Origin of the sequence: Pyxidicoccus trucidator, assembly GCF_010894435.1 — a bacterium.
GTDB lineage: Bacteria > Myxococcota > Myxococcia > Myxococcales > Myxococcaceae > Myxococcus > Myxococcus trucidator.
In genome coordinates this window covers 949,406-967,488 of sequence record NZ_JAAIXZ010000001.1, presented here as the reverse complement: position 1 = coordinate 967,488, position 18,083 = coordinate 949,406, and the positions used below count along the sequence as shown (strand labels likewise).

At 70.2% G+C, this 18,083-nt stretch carries 13 protein-coding genes; 6 read left to right on the top strand and 7 right to left on the bottom strand.

The features are described 5' to 3' along the window. Nucleotides 1-9 precede the first annotated feature (9 nt). The 4 genes from selB (at nucleotide 10) to G4D85_RS04075 (ending at nucleotide 7,159) form a co-directional block, all read left to right on the top strand. Nucleotides 10-1,926: a selenocysteine-specific translation elongation factor gene (selB, locus tag G4D85_RS04090; protein ID WP_164008035.1), complete on the top strand. Its 1,917-nt coding sequence runs from the start codon at nucleotides 10-12 to the stop codon at nucleotides 1,924-1,926. Then, nucleotides 1,923-4,433 carry an ATP-binding protein gene (locus G4D85_RS04085; RefSeq protein WP_164008033.1) on the top strand — a complete coding sequence of 837 codons (2,511 nt, stop codon included), beginning with the start codon at nucleotides 1,923-1,925 and terminating at the stop codon, nucleotides 4,431-4,433. The genes selB and G4D85_RS04085 overlap by 4 nt, the downstream gene beginning before the upstream one ends. Continuing rightward, complete coding sequence (locus G4D85_RS04080; protein WP_164008030.1) at nucleotides 4,430-5,875, top strand: sigma-54-dependent transcriptional regulator; 1,446 nt, start codon at nucleotides 4,430-4,432, stop codon at nucleotides 5,873-5,875. Before G4D85_RS04085 ends, G4D85_RS04080 begins: the two co-directional genes overlap by 4 nt. Nucleotides 5,876-6,307: 432 nt before the next feature. Further along, nucleotides 6,308-7,159, top strand: coding sequence for a GNAT family N-acetyltransferase (locus tag G4D85_RS04075; RefSeq protein ID WP_240359058.1), 852 nt, complete (start codon nucleotides 6,308-6,310; stop codon nucleotides 7,157-7,159). A 78-nt stretch (nucleotides 7,160-7,237) separates the two neighbouring features. Here G4D85_RS04075 and G4D85_RS04070 read toward each other — a convergent pair whose 3' ends face one another. From G4D85_RS04070 to G4D85_RS04040, 7 genes are all read right to left on the bottom strand, one after another. Beyond that, nucleotides 7,238-8,797, bottom strand: coding sequence for an NADH-quinone oxidoreductase subunit N (locus G4D85_RS04070; RefSeq protein ID WP_164008028.1), 1,560 nt, complete (start codon nucleotides 8,795-8,797; stop codon nucleotides 7,238-7,240). A gap of 18 nt (nucleotides 8,798-8,815) precedes the next feature. Beyond that, nucleotides 8,816-10,540 (bottom strand): complex I subunit 4 family protein, encoded by a 1,725-nt coding sequence (locus G4D85_RS04065; RefSeq protein WP_164008026.1) that lies wholly within the window; start codon nucleotides 10,538-10,540, stop codon nucleotides 8,816-8,818. Continuing rightward, nucleotides 10,537-12,780, bottom strand: coding sequence for an NADH-quinone oxidoreductase subunit L (nuoL, locus tag G4D85_RS04060; protein WP_164008024.1), 2,244 nt, complete (start codon nucleotides 12,778-12,780; stop codon nucleotides 10,537-10,539). Before nuoL ends, G4D85_RS04065 begins: the two co-directional genes overlap by 4 nt. A gap of 27 nt (nucleotides 12,781-12,807) precedes the next feature. Next, complete coding sequence (gene nuoK / locus G4D85_RS04055; RefSeq protein ID WP_164009105.1) at nucleotides 12,808-13,110, bottom strand: NADH-quinone oxidoreductase subunit NuoK; 303 nt, start codon at nucleotides 13,108-13,110, stop codon at nucleotides 12,808-12,810. Between the two features lie 73 nt (nucleotides 13,111-13,183). Continuing rightward, the gene (locus G4D85_RS04050) at nucleotides 13,184-13,696 is read right to left on the bottom strand and encodes an NADH-quinone oxidoreductase subunit J family protein (RefSeq protein ID WP_164008022.1); all 513 of its coding nucleotides are present in this window, start codon (nucleotides 13,694-13,696) and stop codon (nucleotides 13,184-13,186) included. Continuing rightward, nucleotides 13,693-15,033 carry an NADH-quinone oxidoreductase subunit NuoF gene (gene nuoF / locus G4D85_RS04045; RefSeq protein WP_164008020.1) on the bottom strand — a complete coding sequence of 447 codons (1,341 nt, stop codon included), beginning with the start codon at nucleotides 15,031-15,033 and terminating at the stop codon, nucleotides 13,693-13,695. Before nuoF ends, G4D85_RS04050 begins: the two co-directional genes overlap by 4 nt. 34 nt (nucleotides 15,034-15,067) lie before the next feature. Further along, entirely contained in the window at nucleotides 15,068-15,556 is a 489-nt protein-coding gene (locus tag G4D85_RS04040; protein WP_164008018.1) for an NADH-quinone oxidoreductase subunit NuoE family protein, read from the bottom strand. A 104-nt stretch (nucleotides 15,557-15,660) separates the two neighbouring features. Between G4D85_RS04040 and G4D85_RS04035 the strand changes: the two genes are divergently transcribed. Continuing rightward, nucleotides 15,661-16,410 carry a TIGR02266 family protein gene (locus tag G4D85_RS04035; protein ID WP_164008016.1) on the top strand — a complete coding sequence of 250 codons (750 nt, stop codon included), beginning with the start codon at nucleotides 15,661-15,663 and terminating at the stop codon, nucleotides 16,408-16,410. 64 nt (nucleotides 16,411-16,474) lie between these two features. After that, entirely contained in the window at nucleotides 16,475-18,073 is a 1,599-nt protein-coding gene (locus G4D85_RS04030) for a serine/threonine-protein kinase (RefSeq protein ID WP_164008014.1), read from the top strand. Nucleotides 18,074-18,083: the final 10 nt, after the last annotated feature.

The following is an 18,083-nucleotide window of genomic DNA, read 5'->3' as shown; positions in this document are numbered from 1 at the left end:
GGTGGGGCGATGATTGTCGGGACGGCGGGCCACATCGACCATGGCAAGACGTCCCTGGTGAAGGCCCTCACCGGCATCGACACCGACCGGCTGAAGGAAGAGAAGCGGCGCGGAATCACGCTGGAGCTGGGCTTCGCGCACCTGACGCTGGACGACGGCACGGTGGCCGGCGTGGTGGACGTGCCCGGCCACGAGCGCTTCGTGAAGGCCATGGCCGCGGGCGCTGGCGGCGTGGACCTGGCGGTGCTGGTGGTGGCCTCGGACGAGGGCGTCATGCCCCAGACGCGCGAGCACCTGGACATCTGCCGGCTGCTGGGCGTGAGGGCCGGCGTCATCGCCCTCACCAAGTCGGATTTGCTGGCGGAGCTGGGCCCGGAGTGGCGCGCGCTGGTGGAGGCGGACCTGGGCGCGCTCACCGCCGGCACCTTCCTGGAGGGCGCGCCCGTGGTGCCCTGCTCCTCGAAGACGGGCGAGGGCCTGGACGCGCTGAAGGCCGCGCTCACCCGTGCCGCCGGGGCGCTGCCGAAGCGTCCGGCGGAGGGGCCCGCCTTCCTGCCGGTGGACCGGGTCTTCACAATCAAGGGCTTCGGCACCGTGGTGACGGGCACCCTGCTGTCGGGCACGGTGGCCGTGGAGGACGCGGTGGCGCTGCTGCCCGGGCTGCCCGGCCCCTTGCGCGTGCGCGGCGTGCAGGTGCACGGGCAGCCGGTGCCCAGGGTGGACGCGGGCCAGCGCGCGGCCGTGAATGTCACCGGCGTGGAGCCGGAGGCGCTGCACCGGGGCATGGTGCTGGTGCGCTCGGGGGAGCTGCCGGAGACGCGGATGCTGGACGTGGAGCTGGCCCTGCTGCCCGCGGCGGAGGCCGCGCTGCCCCGGCGCAAGAAGCTGCTGCTGCACCTGGGCACCGCGCAGGTGGAGGCCACGGTGGCGCTGCTGGACGTGGAGCGGCTGGAGCCCGGTGAGACGGCGCTCGCGCAGCTGCGCCTGGACGGCCCGGTGGGCGCGCTGGTGGGCCAGCGCTTCATCCTGCGCGGCGCGCGCGCGCTGCCCGGCCGTGGGGCCACGGTGGCGGGGGGGCGCATCCTGTCGATTACGCCGCCCCGGCGCCGCGGGGGAGGCTCGACGGTGGTGGCGCCGCTGCTGGAGGCGGACCCGGCGGGGCAGGTGGCGTGGCTGCTGCGGCAGGCCGGCTACCGGGGGCTGACGCAGCAGGAGCTGTTCGGCCGCTCGGGGCTGGGGCCAAAAGTACTCACGCGCGCGCTGGAGCTGCTGGGCACGCGGGGCGGGGCGCTGCTGGTGGACCGGGAGCGGCGGCTGTACCTCTCCGGCGAGGTGTTCGAGGGGCTGCAGGGGCGGGCGCTGGCCCTGCTGGCCGCCTTCCATGAGCGCGAGCCCCTGCGCGAGGGCCTGCCCCGCGAGGAGCTGCGCCAGCGCCTGTCCGCCGAGCTGGACTCGCGCACCTTCCAGCGGGTGACGCAGGCGCTGGTGGACGGCGGGAAGGTGGAGCTGGACAAGGAGGTGGTGCGCCTCAAGGGGCGGGGCCGCACGCTGTCGCTGGGGGACGAGGCGGCCCGGACGAAGCTGGCGGCGGAGCTGTCCGCGGCGGGGCTGGCGCCCTCCACCCTGAATGAGCTGGCGCAGAAGCTGCTGCTGCCCATGCCCCGGCTCCAGGAGCTCTTGAAGGTGATGGTGGCGGAGGGGACGGTGGTGCGGGTCAGCGAGGAGCTGTGCTTCGACGCGGGGGCACTCGCGGGCCTGCGCGAACGCCTGGTTGCCCACCTGCGCGAGAAGAAGGAGATTACCACCCAGGCCTTCAAGGAAATGGTCGGCCAGAGCCGCAAGTTCGTCATCCCGCTGTCGGAGTACTTCGACCGGGAGAAGGTGACGCTACGGGTGGGCGAGAAGCGGGTGCTGCGTCGCGGATGAGCACGAAGCGTTACAGCGAGGCCGACCTGCGCGTCCTCATCGAGCCCTACGGCAACCCCGTGCTGGCGGTGGTGGACGGACGTGTGTCCGCCGTGAATGACGCGTGGCTCGCCATGCTCGGGCTCCCGCGGGAGCAGGTGGAGGGGCGCCCGTTGATGGACTTCGTCCAGCCGGAGGAGCGCAGCCGCCTGTCCGAGCGCTACCGCCTGCTGGAGGCCGGCGCGCCGCTGGAGGCGCGGACGCAGACCTACCAGGTGCCCTGCGCGGGCGGCGTCAGCCGCGAGGTGTCCCTCTTCGCGACGCGCCTCCCGATGGAGGGCGGCGCCGGGGCGCTGCTCCTCAACTGCCTGCTCATGGGGAACCGGCCCCCGGAGATGGCGGTGGCCGAGTGCCTGGTGGAGACGTCCGCGGAGCTGGTCACCGCGCACTCCGAGGACGCGGTGCGCCGCGTGGCGCTGAAGGGCCTGCGGGACGCGGGCTTCCGGGGCCGCCTGCTGCGCTGGGACGGCGAGCGGCTGCTGGCGCACGACGGCGAGCCCCTGCCGGAGGACGTGCGCCTGGGCATGGAGTCGCTGGCGGACGGGCGCCCCGTCTTTGGTGGCGCGGACCGGGCCGCGCCCTCGCACGTGTACCTGCCGGTGGGTGGCCCTCAGGCCGAGGTGCTGTGGGTGGAGGGGCCGTGGGTGGCCCCGCGCCATGGCTCGGTGCTGACGCTCTTCGCCAAGGTGGTGGGCGCCGCGCTGACGGACGCGCGCGTGCAGGCGGACGGCGCGCGCAGCCGCTGGGAGGTGGAGGCGGTGGCCCAGGTGGCCCGCTTCGTCGCCCAGCCCGTGCCGCCCTCGCTGGAGGACTTCCTGGCGCGCGTCTCGGACTTGCTGCAGGGCCGCGCCGCGGCGCTGCACCTGTCGCCTCCCCAGGGTGGAGCGCTGGCGCTGGCCACCCACGTGGGGCTGGCCGACCTGGTGCGTGACAGCGCGCACGCGGAGCAGCTCACCCGGCTGCTGGCGGTGGCGGACGAGGGGGAGGGTGGACTCTCCACGGACGACCAGGGCGCGACGCTGGGCGGGCTGTCCGGCGGGCGGCTGGGGTGCGGAGCGGTGGCGCGGCTCACGCGCGGCGGCGAGGTGTGCGGCAGCCTCCAGGTGCTGCGCGCCGCGGGCCAGCCCTTCGACATCCGGGACGTGCGGCTGTTGGGGACGCTGGCGGAGCTGCTGGTGACGCTGCTGGAGCAGCGCCGGCTGCGCGCCGAGTCCTCGCGCCAGCTCGCCGAGACGCGCCTGCTGCTGGATTTGGCGCGCACCACGTCGGGCGTGCTGGAGACCTCCAGCATCCTCGACGTCGCGTCCGACTTCCTCGTCCACCTGCTGGACGTGTCCAACTGCTACATCATGCTGTACGACGAGTCGGCGAAGCTGCTGCGCGGCGCCGCCGCCTCCACCGTCCACCGCGACTTCTTCCGCACGGTGGTGCTGCCGCTGCACGGTGACAGCCTGGCCACGCGCGTGGCCCGCGAGCGCCGGCCCATCGCCATCGACGACGTGGCGGCCGCCGGCGGGGGCTTCGACTCGCAGCTCGCCCACCGCTTCGGGGAGAAGGCGCTGCTGGCCCTGCCGCTCACCTCGCGCGAGGAGCTCATCGGCGTGGTGGTGGTGGACGACACCCGCCGGCCGCGCTCCTTCGGGCCGGAGCTGGTCGAGCTGGCCGAGGCCACCTGCGGCCAGCTGGCGCTCTCCATCGCCAACGCGCGCCTGTACGAGTCCCTGTGGGCCAGCTACGCGGAGCTGGCCGCCACCCGCGCGGAGATGGTGAAGCGCGAGCGGCTGGCCGCCCTGGGCGAGCTGTCCGCGATTGTGGCCCACGAGGTGCGCAACCCGCTGGGCGTCATCTTCAACGCGGTGGCCTCGCTGCGCCGGCTGCTGGACCCGGGCGGTGACGCGGCCATGCTGCTGGACATCCTGGGCGAGGAGAGCGACCGGCTCAACCGCATCGTCGGAGACCTGCTGGACTACACACGTCCCAGGGACCCGGTGCTCCAGCACGAGGATTTGGGGCGCGTGCTCCAGGACTCGCTGGAGGCCGCGCGCGTGCAGGGTGGGGGGCCGGAGCGGCCCGTCCACATCAAGTCGGACGTGGAGCCGGGGCTGCCGCCGGTGCCCATGGACCGGCGCCTCATCCGCCAGGCGCTCGTCAACGTGGCCGTCAACGCCATCCAGTCCATGCCGCAGGGGGGACTGGTACAGGTGCGCGCGCGCCGCGAGGCCCATGCGGGCAGGGAGCAGCTTCGCATCGACGTGGCGGACCAGGGGCCGGGCATTCCCGCGGAGCTGCTCCACCGCGTCTTCGAGCCCTTCTTCACCACCAAGGCGCAGGGCACCGGCCTGGGCCTGGCCGTCGTCAAGCGCATCCTCGAGGAGCATCGGGGCGAAATCGCCGTGGAGAGCACGCCCGGCCGCGGTACCACCTTCACCTTCCGGCTGCCCCTGTCGCAGCCCCCGTCCTTCCCATGACCGACGCGAACACCCCGCCCTTCCGTGGACGCATCCTCGTCGTGGACGACCAGCGCAACATGCGCGCCACGACGGCGCTGCTCCTGCGCGCGGAGCACTACACCGTCTTCGAGGCGGCCACCGGCGAGGAGGCCCTGGCCCAGCTGGCCGGCGGCAGCATCGACCTGCTGCTGACGGACTTGAAGATGGAGCCCATGGACGGGCTCACGCTGCTCCGGCGCGCGCTGGAGGTGGCCCCCCGCCTCCAAATCATCATGATGACGGCCTTCGGCTCCATCGAGAGCGCGGTGGAGGCCATGCGCCTGGGCGCCTACGACTACGTCACCAAGCCCTTCAAGGAGAGCGAGCTGCGCTACCGCGTGGAGCGCGCCCTGGAGCGGGCCCGCCTGCTGCGGGACGTGGACAACCTCGCCACCGACTTCAACCAGCGCCACGGCCTGTCCGCGCTGGTGGGCCGCAGCCCCGCCATGCGGGACCTCACCACGCGCCTGATGCGCGTGGCCCAGAGCGACGCCACCGTCCTCATCCAGGGCGAGAGCGGCACCGGCAAGGAGCTGGTGGCCCGCGCGCTCCACGCTCACAGCCGCCGCAAGGTGCGCTCCTTCGTCCCCGTCAACTGCGCCGCCATCAGCGAGTCGCTGCTGGAGAGCGAGCTGTTCGGCCACGCCAAGGGCGCCTTCACCGGCGCGGTGAAGGCCCGCCGGGGCCTCTTCGAGGAAGCGGACGGCGGCACCCTCTTCATCGACGAGGTGACGGAGACCAGCCCCACCTTCCAGTCCAAGCTGCTGCGCGCGCTGCAGGAGGGCGAGGTGCGCCGGGTGGGCGAGTCCACCGCCCTGCGCGTGGACGTGCGCACCGTCGCCGCCACCAACCGCGACATCGAGGTGGAGGTGCGCGAGAAGCGCTTCCGCCAGGACCTCTACTACCGCCTCAACGTGGTGGCGCTGCGCGTGCCGCCGCTGCGTGAGCGCCTGGAGGACGTGCCCTCGCTGGCCGAGCACTTCCTGGAGCGCGCCAACGCGCGCAGCCCCAAGCCCAAGCGCCTGTCCGCCTCCGCCGTGTCCCACCTGATGGGCTACAACTTCCCCGGCAACGTGCGTGAGCTGGAGAACCTGGTGGAGCAGGCCGCCGCACTCTCCGAGGGCGATGAGCTGCTGCCCGAGGACTTCCCCCTGCGCCAGGGCCGGCTCACCCCGTCCCATGGCACGCCCAGCGTCGGCTTCATGGACGGACAGGGCGGCGTCAGCCGCCCCGCCGGCACCGGGCCCACGCTGGCCCAGGTGGTGGAGGAGGCCGAGCGCCACGCCATCACCCAGGCCCTGGAGCGGCACGGCGTGGACCTCGCTCGCGTCGCGGACGAGCTGGGCGTCTCGTCCACCACCCTCTGGCGGAAGATGAAGCGCCTCAACCTCCGCCCGCCCAGTGAGCTGGCTCGCGAGTAGGGTGGATGTGGGGGGTAGGCCCACCGCTGTAGCTTTCCCGCACCCTTGGATTCAGATCCGAAAACGGGGGTTCATCGGTGAAAAGCGCAAGTGCTCGAAATCACTTGTAGTTTTCACTTCTGCAACTCCATTTCAGGGCTGCAATGCAATCGAGGGGGGCCAGTAGCGTCGGGTGGTGAGCCAAGTCCTTGAGAAAACTGGACTTTGGCTTCGCGAAGACGCTGGCACGGCGGCTGCTAAAGGAATGCGCGGGACACATCGAAGCGGGGCTGAAGGCGGTTCCCCCCCACCCCTTCAGCACTTCCGGTGAGTCACCTTGAGAAGACCCGCGGCCCGGCACCCTTATGGGGTGTCGGGCCGCCTTCTTTTCTACGTCCAGAAAGCTTTCGCGTTTCCGTCAGTCCCCTTCCAATGCGTGAGGAGGGGTGCCTGATGGCGGTGGACGTGGGACAGCAGGGCTCATCGTGGGTGTTGCGAGCCGGTCGGCCCGAGGACCATGCACTCTTCATCCGGCTGTTCGCGGAGCTTGGGGTCGACGACCCCCCACCTCCGCCGCCGGTGTGGGAGTCGGAGCTCGCCCCGTTGACCGTCTTCGCGGAAGGGCGGGGTGGGGTGGTGGCCTACGCGATGACAGAGTCCCTGGGCGAGGTGGGGTACGTGGGGCAGCTGGTGGTGGACCCATCCGCGCGGGGGCAGGGCCTGGGTCGGTGGATGATGGCGCGGCTGGCGGAGCGCCTCCGGGCGCAGGGTTGCCAGCGCTGGGCGCTGTACGTGAAGCGGGACAACCTGCCCGCGCTGCGCCTCTACACCTCGGTGGGGATGCGGCCCGTGCGCGAGGCGGCGACACTCCTGGTGACGCGGGCCCAGGTGGCGGCGCTGCCGGCCGCGCCGCCGGGGCTGCGGCTGCTGCCGGTAGGCCTGGAGGAGCATGCGCCGCTGACGGCGGCCTTCGGGATGATTCCAGGCAAGCTGGCGCGCTTCGCCGCGAAGCCCTCGCACCAGCTGTCCCGACTGGTGGACCCGGCCGCGGCCTCGGACGCCCCGCTGGGGGTGATGGACCAGCGCGCCGCCGGGCGGCTGCTCTTCCCCTTCTTCGCGGTGTCCCCCGGCCATGCGCGGGCGCTGCTGGAGGCGGCCTTCGCCCAGCTGCCGGACGACGTGGCGGCGCTCAACCTGGTGGTGACGGACGACGCGCGCCTGGACGGGCTGCTGCGCGAGGCGGGCGCCGAGGTGCGCCATGAGACGCTGGAGCTGCGCGGGCCGCTGCCCCCGCCCGGCCCCTGAAAAGCCAACGCCCGCCCGGGCACGAGGCCGGGGCGGGCGTGGAAGGGCGGGGGCGTGCCCCCGCCGCGAGGCCAGGGGCTACTGGCCGAAGATGGTGCTGGCCTGCATCAGCCACCCCATGACGGGGCCGGGGATGATGCCCAGAATCACCACCGCCGCCGTGGAGAGCACCAGGGCCAGCTCGGTGGACCAGCTCCGCTCGAGCACCTGCGCGCCCTCGGGTACCGGCCGCATGAACATGTAGACCACCACGCGCAGGTAGTAATAGACGCCCGCGGCGCTGGAGAGCACGCCCACAATCGTGAGGCCGATGAGGCCCGCGTCCACCGCGGCCTGGAAGATGAGCAGCTTGCTCATGAAGCCGATGGTGGGGGGAATCCCGCCCAGCGACAGCATGAAGGCCGCCATGGCGAAGGCCCAGCCCGGCCGGCGCTGCGCCAGCCCGCTGAAGCGCTCCAAGTCCCACGCGGTGCCCTTCTCCTCGTCCTCGCGGCGCTCCAGCGCGGACACCATGGCGAAGGCGCCCACCGCGCTGAAGGTATAGGCCAGCAGGTAGTAGAGGATGCCGCGCAGCGCCTCGGCGCGGGCCGCGTCCAGCGGCGTGCCGCCCGTCAGCGCGGAGGCACCCAGCAGGCGGAACTGCTCGCCCGGCGCGGTGACGAAGAGGGCGGCCACGCCCACCAGCAGGTAGCCGGCGTGGGCAATGGACGAGTACGCCAGCATGCGCTTCACGTTGCGCTGGGGAATCGCCAGCAGGTTGCCCGCCACCATGGTGAGGAAGGCCAGGGTGGAGAACAGCACCAGCAGCATCTGCGGGTCGATGCCCTTGCCCACGGTGATGAACACGCGGACCATCGCCGCGAAGGCCGCCGCCTTCACGCCCGCGCTCATCAGCGCGGTGACGGGCGTGGGGGCACCCTCGTACACGTCCGGCGTCCACATGTGGAACGGCACCGCCGCCACCTTGAACGCGAAGCCCGCGCCCACCAGCACGACGCCCGTGTACACCAGCGCCGGCTGGCTCTGGATGGCCGCGCCCAGCGGGCCCACCATGGCCGTCAGCTGCGTGGTGCCGGTGGCGCCGTACAGCAGCGCCGCGCCGTACAGCAGCACCGCGGAGGAGAAGGCGCCGAGGATGAAGTACTTGAAGCCCGCCTCGCTCGGCCGCGTGCCGCGGCGCAGGTACGCCGTCAGCGCGTAGGTGGCGATGGAGAGGACCTCCACGTTGACGAAGAGGGTGATGAGCTCGTTGGACATCGCCAGCAGGCTCATGCCCGCCGAGGCGAACAGCATCAGCGCGTAGAACTCACCGCGCTCGGCGCCGCGCTTGCGCAGGAAGCTCACGGAGCTCAGCGCCGCCAGCGCCAGGCCCACGCACACCACGAAGGTGAGGAAGCTGGAGAACGGGTCCAGCACGCCGAAGCCGAGCATGACCTCTTGCGCCGGCTCGAACATCACCGACAGCGCCACGCCGCCGGCCGCCACCGCCGTCACCACGGTGAGCACCGCCTGGTAGGCGCGCGACGAGGTGGCGGAGAGGAAGACCTCCGACAGGAGCAGGATGGAGGCGCCCACCACCATGATGATGGCGGGCAGCAGCGGGAGGAAGTCTGCCAGGGAAAGATTGGGCAGGTTCATGATGGGGGCTCTGGCGGCCTACTGCCGCTGCGAGGGGACGGCGGCCAGCGGGACGGGCGCGAAAGGCGCGGCGGCGGTGGTGCTCGGGGGCAGCGGCATCACCTCCACGCGGACCTGGTCATCCTGCACCGAGGCCCCCGGGGTGCCCACGCGAGCGCGAGCGAGGAAGCGGTCCGTGGACGGGGCGATGCGGTCCAGGAACGGCTGCGGCATCAGCCCCATCACCAGGACGAGGACGACGAAGGGCAGCACCGTGAGCCCCTCGCGCAGGTTCATGTCGCGCAGGTGCTGGTTCTCCCGGTGGGTGAGGCCCCCGAAGAACACCTTCTGCACCATCCACAGCATGTACGCCGCGCCGAGGATGACGCCCAGCGTGGCGAAGGCGCCGAACACCGCCGTCAGGTGCGGGTTGCCGGCGGCCGCGCCGAGGTCGCTCTTGAAGGTGCCCAGCAGCACCAGGAACTCGCCGATGAAGCCGTTGGTGCCCGGCACCGCCACCGACGAGAAGGTGATGATGAGGAACGACGCGGTGAACACCGGCATCACCTTGGCGATGCCGCCGAAGTCCGCCATGAGCCGCGTGTGGCGGCGCTCGTAGAGGAAGCCGAACAGGAGGAACAGCGCGCCCGTGGACACGCCGTGGTTGAGCATCTGGTACGCGCTGCCCGTGGCGCCCTCGGCGGTGATGGCGAGGATGCCCAGCATGCAGTAGCCCAGGTGGCTCACGGACGAGTACGCAATCAGCTTCTTGATGTCCCGCTGCGCCAGGCACATCAGCGCGCCGTAGACGATGCCGATGACGGACAGCACCGCCAGGAACGGCCGCATGTGCTGCGCGGCCACCGGGAAGAAGGGAATCGCGAAGCGCCAGAAGCCGAAGGTGCCCATCTTCAGCATGACGCCGGCCAGAATCATGGAGCCGGCCACCGGCGCCTGCACGTGCGCGTCCGGCAGCCACGTGTGCACCGGCCACATCGGCACCTTGATGGCGAACGCCAGCGCGAAGGCGCCGAACAGCCACGGCCCCCACGTGTGCAGTGTGCTGGCCAGGCCGGTGAGCGAGCTGCACGCCCCCTCCGGTCCACTCGAGCACGCGGACAGCTGGCGGTTGGCGTCCAGCAGCCCGTTGTAGATGGCGGCGTAGTCGAACGAGCGGCTGCCCGCGGGCGCGCTGATGAAGTACACGGCGATGATGGCCACCAGCATCAGCAGCGAGCCGGCCAGCGTGTAGAGGAAGAACTTCACCGCCGCCATCTGCCGGTCCTCGGCGCCCCACACACCCACCATGAGGTACATGGGGATGAGCATGGCCTCGAAGAAGATGTAGAAGAGCAGCACGTCCAGCGACACCAGCGCGCCCAGCATCGTCGTCTGGAGCACCAGCAGCGCCAGGTGGAACTCCTTGATGCGGTGGCTGATGTACGTGGTGGAGGCCAGCACTACCAGGGGGCCCAGGAACACGGTGAGCAGCAGCAGGCTCACCGCCAGGCCGTCCACGCCGAGGTGGTAGCTGGTCCCGAACATCTCGAACCAGGGCACCCGGTACTCGAGCTGGAACTCCGGCCCGCCCGGCACGTAGCGCATGTAGGCCCAGACCCCGAAGACGAGGTCCACCACCATGCCGATGAAGGTGACGGTGCGAATCTGTCCCGCCTCGCTCCCGGGCAGCAGCAGCACCAGCGCCGCGAAGACGAGCGGCAGGAAGACGACGAGGTTGAGCAGGTGGTTGTCGAAGAAGCTCATTGCATCACCTGGATGAGGGCGTAGGCCACGCCGCCCAGCAGGGCGATGGCCATCACTGCGGCGTAGGCCTGGGCGTCGCCCGTCTGCACGTAGCGCAGCGCGCTGCCCACTCGCGCCGTCACCCACGCCGTGCCGCGCACGGCCACGGTGTCGATGAGGAGCGCGTCCACCACGCGGAAGAGGATGAAGCTCATGAACTTCACGGGCCGGATGATGACCAGCTCGTACAGCTCATCCACATAGAACTTGTTCTGCGCCGTGCGGCGCACCGCCCGGGCGAAGGCCGGCACCGGCTGCCCCACCCGCGCCGGGAAGAAGCGCAGGTACAGGAAGGCCGCTCCCACGCCGCCCGACAGCGCCACCACCCACGCCTTCACGTAGTCGACGATGCTGGGGACGCTGGTGTCCAGCTCCGCCGTCTTCGCCGCATTGGCGATGCGGCTCATGGCGCCGAACACCGGGCTGAGGAAGTTCTCGAAGACCGGCTGCGGCTGGCCCGAGCCCGAGCTGCGCATCAGCGGCAGCGCGTACACCAGGGACAGCACGCTGAGCACCGCCAGCACCACCAGCGGCAGCGTCATCTGCCAGGCGCTCTCGTGCGCGTGCGCCACCCGGGCCTCCTTCGAGCGGGGACCCTCGAAGGTGAGCAGGTACAGGCGCGTCATGTAGAACGCGGTGCACGCGGCGATGAGCAGGCCCACGTAGTAGAGGGCGCCGGACACCCACTCCAGCCCGTGCAGGTGGTTGTGGTGCACGCCGTGGAAGATGGCGTCCTTCGAGAAGAAGCCGGACAGCGGGATGATGCCCGTAATCGCCAGCGTGGCCACCAGGAAGGTGCCCCACGTCCACTTCATCTCGTGGCGCAGGCCGCCCAGCTTCTTGATGTCCGTCTCGTCCCCGTTGCCGTGCATGACGCTGCCGGCGCCCAGGAAGAGGCAGGCCTTGAAGAAGGCGTGGGTGACCAGGTGCAGCACCGCCGCCCAGAAGATGCCCATGCCCACGCCCATGAACATGATGCCCAGCTGGGACACCGTGGAGTAGGCGAGCACCTTCTTGATGTCGTCCTGCGCGAAGGCGATGAGCGCCGCCAGCAGCGAGGTGAGCGCGCCGATGATGGCCACCGTGGCCATGGCGGTGGGGCTCAGCACCAGCAGCGAGGCCATGCGGCTGAAGAGGTAGACGCCCGCGGTCACCATCGTCGCCGCGTGGATGAGGGCGGAGACCGGCGTCGGGCCCGCCATGGCGTCCGGCAGCCAGACGTAGAGCGGCAGCTGCGCGCTCTTGCCCGCCGCGCCGAGGAGGAACAGCAGCATCGCCGCCGTCATCACCCCGCCGAAGGTGTAGCCCTCCAGCGGGCCGGCCTCGATGGGCGTGGTCAGGTCCACCTTGTCGGTGCCCGTGTCCACCATGCCCTCGGCCAGCTTCTCCAGGCCCTTGAAGGTGAGCGGGCCCTTCTCCTGCAGCGAAGACGTGTAGCGCGGGCCGCTGCTGCCGGCGTTGGCATAGTCGGCGGAGTTCGCCTGGCGCGTGAAGGCGGAGACCAGCAGCACCAGCAGGAAGGTGCCGATGAGGAAGGCGAAGTCGCCGATGCGATTGGTGACGAAGGCCTTGCGCCCCGCCCAGGCCTTGGCCGGGTCCGTGTACCAGAAGCCGATGAGCAGGTAGCTGGCCATGCCTACGCCCTCCCAGCCCACGAAGAGCAGGACGAGGTTGTCGGCCAGCACCAGCGTCAGCATCGCCGCGACGAAGAGGTTGAGGTACGCGAAGTACCGCCAGTACCCGTCGTCGTGCTCCATGTAGCTGGTGGAGTACAGGTGGATGAGGAAGCCCACGCCGGTGATGACCAGCAGCAGGATTCCGGACAGGTGGTCCACCGCCAGCCCGAAGTTCACCCGGAAGTCGCCCGCCGCGAACCACGTGCCGTAGTCATACGCCAGCGCGTAGCGGACGAAGTCGGCCTCGATGCCGAAGGGGTTCCGGTAGAAGGCCAGCAGCCGTCGCGTGCCCTCCGCCGTGCCCGGGCCCGTGTGGCTGGTGGCCCAGAAGGCCAGCACGCTCAGCACGAAGGCGCCGGCCACCGCGGAGCAGGCGATGAGGTGGACGTTGGCCCGGCCCAGCATCCGGCCGAACACGCCACAGATGAACGCGCCCAGCAGGGGCAGCGCGATGATGAGCCACAGTGAGGGCGCCAGCAGCTCCGGCGGGACGGGCGCCACCTGGAAGAATTCAGCGAGGTTCATGAAGGAAGGCTCCTGGCGGGGCGGGCGTCAGTGCTTCATCGTCCGGATGTCTTCAACCAGGACGCTGCCGCGGCTGCGGAAGACGGCGATGACGATGGCCAGGCCGATGGCCGCCTCCGCCGCCGCGACGGCGATGACGAAGAATGCGGACACGTGGCCGGTGTTGTCGCCGTGCATGCGCGCGAAGGCGAGGAACGTCAGGTTCGCCGCGTTGAGCATCAGCTCCACGCACATGAAGACGACCAGGGCATTGCGGCGCACCAGCACGCCGAACATGCCCATGCAGAACAGCGCGGCGGCAAGCAGGAGGTAGTAGGTGATGGGGACCATGGGCCGATTCGGCGCCTCGCGAGCGGCAACGTCCGCCGCCATGTAGCACAGTAAAGTTGTCCGGGGACGGCGATCAGATTCGCGACTTGGCCACCACCACCGAGCCCACCATGGCCACCAGCAGCAGCAGGCTCACCGCTTCAAAGGGGAAGAGCCACTTGGTGAAGATCTCCCAGCCCATGGTGGCCATGGTGCCGAAGGCCATTTGCTCCTTGGTTCCGGCCCCCAGGTCCGCCACGCCCTCGGGCAGCTTCAGGATGGCAATGGACAGCACCGCCAGCAGGCCCACCGTGGCCGCGCCACCCGCCAGGCGCGCCAGCGTGGGCCGGCCGCGCGTGGGCGACTCGCCCAGGTTGAGCAGCATGATGACGAAGAGGAACAGCACCATGATGGCGCCCGCGTACACGAGCACCTGCATCACCGCCACGGTGTGTGCCCACAGCAGCACGTAGATGCCGGCCAGGAAGAAGAACGTGGACACCAGCGCCATGGCGGAGTTGATGGGGCTCCGGGCGAAGATGACCATGCCGGCCGACAGCAGCGTCAGGAGCGCGAACGCCCCGAAGAGGATGAGCTCGATGTTCAAGACCAGTCTCCGAACGAACCCCAGGGCTTGTCGCCGAACGGGCAGCGGTGCTCACGGATGTGCGCCTCGAACTCGTCCCGGTACCGCATGAGGAACGAGTGCGTGGGCAGCGCGGCCGCGTCGCCAAGCGCGCAGATGGTGTTGCCCAGGCCGATGGGCGGGTAGGGGGCAATCGAGGACGCGACGTTGGACAGCATGTCGATGTCGCCCGGCTCGCCGCGGCCCTCTTCAATCTTGCGCAGCAGGCGCGTCTGCCACGGCGTGCCCTCTCGGCACGGCGTGCACTGGCCGCAGGACTCTTCCGCGTAGAAGCGCGCCACGCGCCACAGGCTGCGCACCATGCAGGTGGCGTCGTCCATGACGATGACGCCGCCGGAGCCCGCCATGGTCTGCTTCACCTTGAGGGCCTCGAACTCCATGGCCACGTCCAGCTCGTCCGCGCCCAGCACCGGCGCCGAGGAGCCGCCCGGAATCACCGCCTTCACCTTGCGGCCCGCCGGAAGTCCCCGGCCGTACTGGTCGTCGTAGATGAGCTCGGACAGGGTGGTGAACATCGACACCTCGTACACGCCCGGCCGGTTCACCGAACCGGAGAGGCAGACGAGGCGCGTGCCACCGGACTTGTCGGTGCCCAGCTTCGCGTACGCGTCCGCGCCCTTCTGGAACACGGCGGGCACGCTGGCGAGCGTCTCCACGTTGTTCACCACCGTGGGGCAGCCGAACAGGCCCACCACCGCGGGGAACGGGGGCTTCAGCCGGGGCCAGCCCTTCTTGCCCTCCAGGCTCTCCAGCAGCGCCGTCTCCTCGCCGCAGATGTACGCACCCGCGCCGCGCACCACGTAGCAGTTGAGCTCGAAGTCCTTGCCCAGCAGCGTCTTGCCGAAGATGCCGGCCTTGTAGGCCTCGTCGATGGCCGCCTGGGTGCGCTCCGCCTGGAACTTGAACTCGCCCCGCAGGTACACGTAGCAGGTGTGCACGCCCAGCGCGTAGGACGCGATGGCGATGCCCTCCAGCATCATGTGCGGGTCGTCGCTGAGGATGTAGCGGTCCTTGAAGGTGCCCGGCTCGGACTCGTCGCCATTGACGGCGAGGTACTTGGGCTTGGGGCTGTCCTTGGGGACGAAGCTCCACTTCAGGCCCGTGGGGAAGCCCGCGCCGCCGCGCCCGCGGAGGTTGGACTTCTTCACCTCGTCGATGATGGCGGCCGGCTGCATCTCCAGCGCCCGCTTCAGCGCCTCGTAGCCGCCGCGCTTGCGGTAGCTGTCCAGGGTCCAGGACTGCGGCTTGCCCCAGGCCGCCGAGATGATCGGTTCAATCGCCTTTGCCGTAGAGGCCATGTGGATGACGTCCTGAAAAGGAAGGGGTGGAGGATCAGCTCAGCTTGGCGAGGATGGCGTCCAGCTTCGCCTTGGTGAGGCTCTCGTGATGATCCTCATTGATTTGCAGGCACGGCGCCGTACCGCAGGAGGCGAGGCACTCGGTCTCCCGCAAGGTGAACTTCTCGTTGGCTTCACCTGCCTTGAGGCCGAGCTTCTCCTCCAGGTAGGCGAGCATCTTCTCCGCGCCCCACAGCGAGCAGGAGAGGTTGGTGCAGACGTCGATGACGTACTTGCCCGGCTTCTTCAGGTGGTACATCACGTAGAAGCTCGCCACTTCCATGGCGCGCTCGGGCGTGACTTCCAGCTTCTTCGCCACGAGCCGGAGGCCCTCGGGCGGCAGCCAACCCTTGAGATCCTGGAGCAGGCGCAAGGCGGGGAGCATGCCCGCGCTTTTGCGATCCGGGGGGTAGTGGGAGATGATCTCCGCGATTCCCGCGTCGAACTTCTTCTGCTCTTCAGGGGTGAACAGGGGCTCCGCCATGGCGGGGCGTACGTATTGCCCCAATGGCTGCGTTGTCAACATAAACCCTCGACGCTACACTGGGCGGCCATCAGCAAATTGCCGAGCGATTTCAACGCCTTGTTATGAACCCGGGACCAGAGAACAAGCGTCAGCACACCCGGGTCCCGGCCGTGCTGAGGGTGGACTACACGGACGGGCGCCAGGCCCGTGACGTGACGGAGAACCTGTCCCATACGGGACTCTTCGTGCAGACCGAGCAGGCATTCACCCTGGGAGACCCGGTGCGGCTCGCACTTTCTTTCCCGGGGCTGCTGGATCCGGTAGAAGTCACCGGAACCGTGGCCTGGGTCAGGCCGGCGGCCTCCGATCATCCCGGGGGCGTTGGCGTCCGCGTGGAGCACGAAGAGGACCGGCGGAAACTGGGTGACATCTTGAGTGCGGCAGGAGCAGACAGCCAACCGTCCCACGCAGAGCACGAGGGGTACCGTGTGCTCATCGTCGAGGACAACCCGCACATCATCGAGATGTACAGCTACGTCCTCAAGAAGCTGGCCAGCGGCGAGCTGCACGGGAAGGTGCCCCTGGAGGTCCACTTCGCGCCGGACGGGCACCACGCCCTGCTGATGCTCCGCGAGGGCCGCTTCAACCTGGTGATGACGGACCTCTACATGCCGGTGATGGACGGCTTCGCCCTCGTGGAGCGCATCCGCGAGGAGGAGGCCCTGAGGGCCATCCCCATCATCGCCATCTCCGCCGGCGGCAAGGAGGCCCAGGACCGCGCCATGCAGCTGGGCGTGGACATCTACCTGCGCAAGCCGGTGCGCTTCGTGGAAGTGCTGGAGACGGTGAAGCAGCTGCTGCGCATCAAATGATGCGCGCTTTACCTGTAGTCCTACGTTGAGCGGTGGCGCGGGGACGGCGTAGAGTCTCCCACCCATGCCGAAGCCCGCCATCAACCGCGACACCGTCAGTGGCGAGGCGCTGTTCATCCTCCGCAACCTGAGGGAGAACGGTCGTCTTGGACGCTCGAACAAGCTGGCCGACGTCAAGGCCGTGCTCGAGCCGTCCGTGTCGCTGGAGTTCGACAACTACTTCTTCTTCCTCCGCAAGTTCCACTACATCGCCATGGACCGCGAGGCCCAGCTCAAGCTCACCGAGCAGGGTGAGCGGGTGGCGGGAGGGGACCTGCAGGACCGCTTCACCACCGAGGTGGGCGAGTTCTTCGCGGATCAGCTCGCGTCCGCCGAGGACGAGCCCCCCGTGGCGCCCGGCACCGATGAGCCGCTGGTGATGCCGCCGCCTCCTCCAGAGCTGCTGCTGGACGAGACGGAGGTGCTGCCGCCGCCTCAGCCTTCGGCCCCGCCCGCGCCACCCCCGTCCATGGCCCCGGCCCGGCCCTCGCGCACGGCCATGCCGGCGCTGGAGGTGACGGCGCCGCAGGCCGCGCCCATCCCCCTGCCGCCTGCTCCCGCTCCCGCCGTGGCCCGGGTGGAAGCGCCTGCTCCCGAGGCCCGTCGCGAGGCGACCATCATCGCCCCGGCGCCCTTCGGGAACACCACGCCCCCGCCCGGCTCCGCGCCGCTGCCCTCCATCACCTCGCCGCTCGCCGCCGCCCCCATGCCTCCTCCCGCCGCCCCTGCCCCTGCCGCGCCGGCCGCCGCTTCCTCCGCCCCGAAGGGCGCCGAGCTGGACCTGCGCTACCAGAAGTTCGACCCCATCGGCACCGGGCCGCTCGGCACCGTCTTCAAGGGCCGCGTCACCGCGCTGGGGCTGGACATCTGCCTCAAGGAGCTGAAGGACATCTTCGGCTACTTCTCCTTCCTCCAGCGCGGCGAGGTGCTCCGGCGGCTGAAGAAGGAGCTGTGCGCCCAGGCCCAGGTGCGGCACCCGGGCGTCGTCCAGGTGGTGGACCAGAACGTGGACGCGGCGCGGCCCTACTTCGTGCTGGAGCTGATGCACGGCAGCCTGCGCGAGCGGCTGGACGCGGGCGGTGGCAACGGCGTGCCGGTGTCCCTCGCGCTGCGCGCCTTCCTCCAGATGGCGTATGGCCTGCGGGCCGCGCACGCCGCGGGCCTCACCCACCACAACCTCAAGCCGGAGAACGTCCTCTTCGACGCGTACGGCAACGCGAAGCTGGCCGACTTCGGCCTGGGCCGCGTGGTGGAGGTGGACGCCACCAAGGGCATGCCCCAGGTCTTCATGGGCACCGGCGGCATGTCCTATATGGCGCCCGAGCTGATGAACCGGGGGGCCAAGGAGCCGGGCGCCTCCGCGGACGTGTACGGGCTGGGCATCCTCCTCTACGAGATGCTCACCGGGCAGATTCCCGGCCGCCGCTCGGCGCTGCCCTCCGAGGTCAACCCCGAGGCCCCCAGCGGCCTGGACCAGCTCTTCGACAAGGCCACCCAGGACAAGCGCGACCAGCGCTACCCGGACGTGGACGCCATGCTGGAGGACTTCTACAAGGCCTTCCCGGACAAGGAGTTCCTCGGCCGCGGCGACCTCGTCCTCTCCTCGGACGCGCCGAAGGAGTGACGGGCGGGCG